Raw genomic sequence first — 6,815 nt, 5'->3', positions numbered from 1 at the left:
TGGCTTTGTTGCATCACTCAAGAGAAAAGAACTGGCAGTTACTGACAAAATTCATTATAGAATAGCCATTTAACCATTGAAGAAAAAATATGCCACAGCAAATGAAAGTCAGTAACTGCAATGAATATAACAAATTTCTCCAAGAAAGAGGAAATATTTTTCATTTTATTAATAGAAAATTGGTACGAACATGGTCCAAAAGTGTTCGGTGGCAACAATATTTACAGTGATAAAGTTGTGATTTTAGTGCATATAGTCGCTAGTCTCTTTAGAATTGGCTTAAGACAAACGGTAGGGTTTATAAAAGGATATTTGCAGCAAGTAGGAAAAGGCTTAGCAGTCATTAGCTATTCGCAGGCTTCAAGAAGGTTTAAAAAACTCAATATTAAGATCAATGATTGCAGAGTTGACAAAAACAATATGGAAGATATTGAAATTGCCATAGACAGTACAAGTATCAGTATTTATAATAATACCCCTGGTCACAGTAAGGAAAATAGTAAAGATAGAAAGTATCGCAGCTATGAACAGACAAGAAAATTGCATGTAATGTTGAATATAAATAGCAAAAACGCCATAGCTGTAAAATACAGTAACGGTGTCTACTCTGATCACTTGTGATCTGCTAAAAAAAGTTGATTTTCAGCATGTCGTAAAAGTACTATATGCCGATAGGGCGTACGATAGGCATAAGCTTTATAAATTATGCAAAGAATATAATATAAAAGCAAAAATTCTACCAAAAACCTGTGCAGCAGAGCATTTAAAAATAGACTACATGTCTGATAGGAACACTGCTATTAGGTTAATCAAATTACATAATGAAGATGGTATGAAGAAGTGGAAAGAAAAAGTAAATTATGGAAAGAGGTCATATATTGAGGTTTTTTTTTCGCGACTAAAACAAACATTTGGGTTTAGCTTTAGAAATAAATCCGAAGTAAATCGTGAAAAAGAATTGCTAATAAAATGCTACTTACTCAATAAATTTATTGAAATTGGCGTCGCTAAATTTGAGATAGCTTCATGAATTTATTATACATTATCTACTATCCAAAGAGCGATGCAACAAAGCCATCCCAGTGTCACACGCTAGCTCTCTTAAATTACTCTAACTATAAATATTAATAAATTTACTAATTGCAAAAAAGGCAAAAGAATCCCCACGTAGTGAGTTTGACCCTATAATAATTTAAACTGGCGTTGTAATAATGTGCTAACGCTTATTTAAAGCGCGTTTTGGCTGAATGTAGAAAAAATAAAAAAGACATGCAGCCGCTATAATTTTTATGTAATTTGCCAATATATACCTGAGTTTTTTACTGAATTTTGTTATTAAATCTGCAGAGATTAAAAACAAGGATAAATACTCTTATTGTCATGATAAGTGAACTAACGAAATTTGTAAAGGAGTTTTTGTTCCTACGGTTTAAAAAGTTAGCATTCTGCTAGTCATATTCTTTACCTTGCTTTACAACAATGCATCTTTTCATTCCAGCCAAATCATATATGTATTCTTGAAAAGCTAGTCCATACGAGGGTATTATTTTGTCAATATTGCTTTGATCTTCGCCTATTTCCAGTATCGCAAACCCATCTTTTTTAAGGCACTTTCTCAATATTGGAAAAATACTCAAGTAACAGTTCAATCCGTCAATACCTCCATCAAGAGCAATTCTTGGCTCCTTTTGCACTTCAGCTTGCAGATCTTTTAATTTACTTCTTTTAATGTATGGGGGATTGCTTATTATGAGATCAAATAAGCCTCTACATTCTGTCCACGAATTTGGAAATATTTTAGCTCTGCTGAGAAGATTATGTTTCTTTGTGTTCTGGTAGGCAATTTTGTATGCTTCCAGGCTTTTTTCAAAACCAACTCCAATAGCATATTCATACTCACTAAGCACGGAGATCAACAAACAACCTGTGCCTGTGCCAAAATCTGCAATTTTTATTTTTTGCTTCTTATTCGGGTAATATTTTAATACTGTCGAGATTACTGTTTCACTATCTGGCCTTGGATCTAGAACATGTTGGTTAACTATAAAATTTTTACTCCAGAATTCACGATTACCTATTATTTGCGATATTGGATATTTTTCTACTCTTTTTTTTGTTAATTCCCAGAATAAAAGTTCTTTGTTTCTTGGTACATGATTGGTGTGATTCATGATTATGAATGATCTTTCTACTCCAAGTACATGCTGCATGATGATTTCACAATCCAAATGTGATGATTCAATTCTATGTGACGATAGTAGCTTCGATCCTTCCTGAATTAAAGCGTTGATTGTTTTCATTATTCTAAAAATGTGTTCCTTTTAGCTAAGAACAGCAAAATTAAGTGTAAAACTTTGAACTTAGGATAGCTGTACTCAATCCCAGTGTCAAGCGTAGGATTGTAAAAATCATCTGGATTTACTAAGTAACCTGGTTAGTTCAATTGGTGTTAATGTGAGAAGCTCTTGGTTCTGTTATAAGCAATATTCTTTGCATATTCTGTGGTAGCCTTCACACTATATCCATACTAATTTAGCTATAGCAAGTGAAGCGATAATTTTTTGATATTCGAGCTAATCTGCGCTTTGGCATATGACTATCAGTAGCTTTCAAAGCAGTTAGGCTGAGATTATTAGAGTGATAATGTTTATTTTTATATTGACTATTGAGGTTTATTATTTTATAACTAGAGACTTAGTTATTTTGAGAGCTTTGAGTTTATAACATATGCCTACGATAAATCAATTGATATCTAAAGGTAGATCAAGATTGATCTGCAAGAAAAAGGTACCAGCTTTAGGAGAATGCAATCCTCAAAGGAGGGGTGTTTGTACTAAAGTATATACCACAACTCCTAGAAAGCCTAATTCAGCGCTACGCAAGGTAGCTAGAGTAAAAATTAGTGGATATGGTGAAGTGACGGCTTATATACCTGGTGAAGGTCATAATTTACAAGAGCATTCTGTTGTTTTAATACGTGGTGGGCGGGTTAAAGATTTGCCAGGTGTGCGTTATCACATAATAAGAGGTGCTCTTGATCTGCGTGGTGTGCAAAATCGAAAGAAAGCTCGTTCAAAATATGGTGTAAAGAAATCTGGTTAAAATTTATGGCTCGTCGTAATAAAGCAAAAAAAAGAACAAGTCCTGATTCTCGTTATGGCAGTGTCTTGCTTATGCGTTTTATTAACACAATTATGAAATGTGGTAAAAAATCTATTGCAGAAAAAATTGCTTATAGTGCTTTATCTTTAGTTGAAAAGAAAATAGGCAAAGGTGCTTTGTCAATTTTTGAAACAGCAGTAGAAAATGTTACCCCTTCTATAGAAGTGCGTTCTCGACGTATTGGTGGTGCAACTTATCAAGTGCCTGTTGAAGTTCGGCAAGAGAGGGCGATTTCTTTAGCATTGAGGTGGATTGCTAGAGCAGCTTCTGCTACTCGAAAAAAGAGTGGCAAAACTACTGTTGATTGTCTGCAATCTGAAATACTAGATGCTTATAATAAATGCGGTGGTGCGTTTAAGATGTGCGAAGAAAAATATAAAATGGCTGAAGCTAATAAGGCATTTTCTTATCTTCGTTTTTAATTTTAGCTGATTGATTGTAATATGGAAATTTTAATATCTAGGTATAGAAATATAGGGATAATGGCTCATATAGATGCTGGTAAGACTACCACAACAGAGCGTATTTTATTTTATACTGGTAAACAAAATAGAATTGGTGAAGTGCACGATGGTGCAGCTTCTATGGATTGGATGGAGCAGGAGAAAGAGCGTGGTATTACAATTACCTCTGCTGCAACAACATGTTTTTGGAATGATTATAGGATTAATATAATAGATACTCCTGGTCATGTTGATTTTACTATTGAAGTTGAGAGATCTTTAAGGGTTTTAGATGGTGCAGTTGCTGTATTTGATGGAGTTGCTGGAGTTGAGCCCCAATCTGAGACAGTTTGGCGTCAAGCTGATAAATATAATGTTCCTCGTATCTGCTTTGTTAATAAAATGGATAGAATAGGGGCAAATTTTTATCGATGTGTCAATATGATAAAAACGAAGCTTGGTGCAGCACCTTTAGTTATTCAGTTACCAATAGGAAGTGAGAAAGATTTTAAAGGTATAATCGATCTCATTTCTATGAAAGCCATTATATGGCAAGAAGAAACGTTAGGCGCTAAATTTTCTTATGAAGATGTTCCTTCTGATTTGTTTGATAAGGCTCAAGAATATCGAAATTTTTTATTAGATGCTGCAGCTGAGATGGATGATGAGGCGATGAATACTTACTTTGAATCTAATGATCTGCCGGTTGATTTATTGAAAAAATGTGTGAGAAGTGGGGCCATTAAAGGAAAATTTGTCCCTGTATTATGTGGATCAGCTTTTAAAAATAAAGGCGTGCAACCACTTTTAGATGGTGTGGTTGATTTTTTACCTTCTCCTATTGATGTTGATGTAATTGTTGGAACTGATCCTAAAGATTCAGAAAAGAAAATTGAGATCAAACCTTTAGAAAAGGAGAAATTCGTTGCTCTTGCATTTAAAGTGATGACAGATAAATTTGTAGGCAGTTTGACATTTATTCGTATTTATTCTGGTAAATTGAGATCTAAATCTATCGTGTTAAATGCAGGGAAAAATGAGACTGAAGGGATTGGTAGAATGCTGCTTATGCATGCAAATAACAGAGAAGATATAAACGAAGCTAAAGTTGGTGATATAGTTGCCTTGGTTGGATTAAAGAAAACAACCACCGGGGATACTTTATGTTCTGTTGATTTTCCTATATTATTGGAGCGTATGGAATTTCCTGAGCCTGTTATTGAAATTGCTATAGAACCTAAAACTACTTCAGATCAGGAAAAATTAGGTGTTGCTTTGAATAGATTAGTTGCGGAAGATCCTTCTTTAAGGATATTAGTGAATGCGGAAAGCGGTCAGACTATACTGAAAGGTATGGGTGAATTACATCTTGAAATTATTATAGATAGGCTAAGGCGTGAATTCAATATTGGTGTTAATGTTGGTGCACCTCAAGTTGCATATCGTGAAACTATCACTAAATCTGTTGAAATTGATTACACTCATAAAAAACAATCAGGTGGTGCTGGTCAGTTTGCTAAGGTTAAAATAAAATTTGAACCTCTTGAGCCTGGTTCTGGGTTTCAATTTGAAAGTAAAATTGTAGGCGGTGCAATTCCAAAGGAATATATTCCTGGTGTACAAAATGGTTTGGAATTGATAAAAGAAGGTGGTATCATTTCTGGCTTTCCATTGATTGATTTTAAGGCTATTCTTCTTGATGGTGCTTTTCATGAGGTTGATTCTAGTCCTTTAGCTTTTGAACTTGCTGCTAAAGGTGCTTTTAAAGAGATGGCGAATAAAGCTGGTCCAAAAATGTTAGAGCCTATAATGAAGGTTGAAATCATTACACCTGAAGAGTATATGGGTGATATAATGGGTGATGTAAATAGCAGAAGGGGGCAAGTTTTGAGTATGGAAACGCATAATAGTAGTACTATAATTCTTGCTTTTGTACCTCTTGCAAATATGTTTGGTTATATAAATATTTTGCGTTCTATCTCTCAAGGAAGAGCTCAATATAGTATGCATTTTTCTTGTTATGAACAAGTGCCACAATATGTAGTTGATGAGTTAAAGTATAATTAAAGGGTAGTAATTATGACAGCAGTAGTAGAAGCATTTGACAAGCCGCATGTAAATGTGGGAACGATAGGACATGTGGATCATGGAAAGACAACGTTAACAGCGGCAATAACAAAACATTACGGGAACTTTATAGCATATGATCAAATAGATAAAGCGCCAGAAGAAAGAAAGAGGGGAATAACAATAGCAACAGCGCATGTTGAATATCAGACGGAAAAAAGGCATTATGCACACGTTGATTGTCCTGGGCATGCTGATTATGTAAAGAATATGATAGTAGGTGCAGCACAGATGGATGCAGCAATATTGGTGGTGTCGGGGGTTGATGGGCCAATGCCACAAACGAGAGAGCATATATTGCTGGCAAAGCAGGTGGGTGTTGGATATATCGTGGTATACATAAATAAAGCTGATGTTGCTGATGCTGATATGATAGATTTAGTGGAAATGGAAGTGAGAGAGTTGCTGAGCAAGTACGGATTTCCGGGGGATGAAGTACCTGTGATAGTTGGTTCAGCACTCAAGGCGCTGGAGGATGATAGCAGTGAATATGGAAAGAAATCAATAGACAAATTGATGGGAAAATTAGATGAATATGTGGAGGTTCCATCAAGGCCTGTAGATTTACCATTTTTATTGCCAATCGAAGATGTATTTTCGATATCGGGGCGTGGGACGGTAGTAACGGGAAGGATAGAAAAGGGAGAGATAAAAACAGGTGATGAGATAGAGATAATAGGTCTAAAAGCGACGCAAAAGACGATATGTACTGGTGTAGAAATGTTTAAGAAGTTGCTGAATAAGGGGAGTGCGGGGCTGAATGTGGGGATATTACTAAGGGGGACAAAGAGAGAGGAGGTGGAAAGAGGGCAAGTATTAGCAAAATCGGGGACAATAACGCCGCATAAGAAATTTAACGCGGAGGTATATATATTGAAGAAAGAAGAAGGAGGAAGGCATACACCATTTTTTGCGAATTACCAGCCACAGTTTTATTTAAGGACAACGGATGTAACTGGGAGCATAAAATTGCTAGATGGGAAGGAGATGGTAATGCCAGGAGATAATGTGAGTGTAGAAGTAGAATTGCAAGCACCAATAGCAATGGATAAGGGGTTGCGTTTTGCGATAAGAGAAGGTGGT

The 6,815-nt window shown here is 35.4% G+C and carries 5 protein-coding genes and 1 pseudogene; 5 read left to right on the top strand and 1 reads right to left on the bottom strand.

Annotation, left to right across the window (positions count from 1 at the left end; genetic code table 11):
• Positions 1 to 89 precede the first annotated feature (89 nt).
• Positions 90 to 1,030 (top strand): annotated as a pseudogene (locus Wcon_RS13440) (IS5 family transposase).
• 418 nt (positions 1,031 to 1,448) lie between these two features.
• Here the strand turns inward: Wcon_RS13440 and prmC are convergent.
• Positions 1,449 to 2,300, bottom strand: a complete 852-nt coding sequence (prmC, locus tag Wcon_RS07580; protein ID WP_114517761.1) for a peptide chain release factor N(5)-glutamine methyltransferase — start codon at positions 2,298 to 2,300, stop codon at positions 1,449 to 1,451.
• A gap of 427 nt (positions 2,301 to 2,727) precedes the next feature.
• Here prmC and rpsL point away from each other — a divergent pair, with 427 nt between their 5' ends.
• The 4 genes from rpsL to tuf form a co-directional block, all read left to right on the top strand.
• Positions 2,728 to 3,102 carry a 30S ribosomal protein S12 gene (gene rpsL, locus Wcon_RS07575; protein WP_114517760.1) on the top strand — a complete coding sequence of 125 codons (375 nt, stop codon included), beginning with the start codon at positions 2,728 to 2,730 and terminating at the stop codon, positions 3,100 to 3,102.
• A 5-nt stretch (positions 3,103 to 3,107) separates the two neighbouring features.
• On the top strand, positions 3,108 to 3,584 hold the full coding sequence (gene rpsG, locus Wcon_RS07570) for a 30S ribosomal protein S7 (protein WP_114517759.1): 477 nt from the start codon (positions 3,108 to 3,110) through the stop codon (positions 3,582 to 3,584).
• Between the two features lie 21 nt (positions 3,585 to 3,605).
• Entirely contained in the window at positions 3,606 to 5,672 is a 2,067-nt protein-coding gene (fusA, locus tag Wcon_RS07565; protein WP_114517758.1) for an elongation factor G, read from the top strand.
• A 12-nt stretch (positions 5,673 to 5,684) separates the two neighbouring features.
• Positions 5,685 to 6,815 (top strand): elongation factor Tu (gene tuf / locus Wcon_RS07560; RefSeq protein ID WP_114517757.1); only part of this gene is annotated, 1,131 nt, incomplete at its 3' end.

It is taken from the genome of Wolbachia endosymbiont of Cylisticus convexus, assembly GCF_003344345.1.
The sequence above is the reverse complement of the archived record's forward strand: the minus strand, read 5'-3'. Positions and strand labels throughout refer to the sequence as shown.

Coding starts and splice junctions, on each gene's coding strand:
- rpsL (WP_114517760.1), top strand. CDS start 2,728: ATGCCTACGATAAATCAATTGATATCTAAAGGTAGATCAAGATTGATC.
- prmC (WP_114517761.1), bottom strand. CDS start 2,300: ATGAAAACAATCAACGCTTTAATTCAGGAAGGATCGAAGCTACTATCG.
- fusA (WP_114517758.1), top strand. CDS start 3,606: ATGGAAATTTTAATATCTAGGTATAGAAATATAGGGATAATGGCTCAT.
- rpsG (WP_114517759.1), top strand. CDS start 3,108: ATGGCTCGTCGTAATAAAGCAAAAAAAAGAACAAGTCCTGATTCTCGT.